Origin of the sequence: Dryocola clanedunensis (genome assembly GCF_038405435.1) — a bacterium.
Taxonomy (GTDB): Bacteria; Pseudomonadota; Gammaproteobacteria; order Enterobacterales; family Enterobacteriaceae; genus Dryocola; species Dryocola clanedunensis_A.
This window is the reverse complement of record NZ_JBBYHZ010000218.1, coordinates 1-522: the sequence shown is the minus strand read 5'-3', so window position 1 is coordinate 522 and position 522 is coordinate 1. Positions and strand designations below refer to the sequence as shown.

General features: G+C 71.3%; 1 protein-coding gene. It reads left to right on the top strand.

The features are described 5' to 3' along the window. Nucleotides 1-136: 136 nt before the first annotated feature. On the top strand, nucleotides 137-522 hold a 386-nt coding region (locus tag AAE045_RS24310; protein WP_455549855.1), incomplete at its 3' end, for a tRNA (adenosine(37)-N6)-dimethylallyltransferase.

Here is a 522-nt window from a genome sequence, read left to right as displayed (position 1 = left end):
GCGGCGCAATGCTGCTGCGCGTGCACGATGTCGCGGCCACGGTCGATGCCCTGAAGGTGTGGGCGGCGGTGGATGCCGTGCCGATGCCGCGGGCGCCGGCCGCACCGGGGATTCCGCGCTGGCCGGACGAGGACTGATGGCCGTCGACCAACGCCCGCTTGCGATCGCGGTGATGGGGCCGACCGCGTCGGGCAAGACCGCCACCGCGATCGCGCTGGCCCAGCAGTGGGACGGTGAGATCGTCAGCGTCGATTCGGCCCTGGTCTACCGCGGCCTGGATATCGGTTCGGCCAAACCCGACGCCACCGAGCGCGCGCAGGCCCCGCATCATCTGCTCGATGTGCGCGACCCGTGGCAGACCTATTCGGCGGCAGAGTTCGCCGGCGACGCTGCCCGGGCCGTGCGCGACATCATTGCGCGCGGCCGCATGCCGATTCTGTCCGGTGGCACCGGGCTGTACTTTCGTGCCCTGCTGCATGGCCTGTCGCCGATGCCTGAAGCCGATCCGGCGATGCGCGCGCA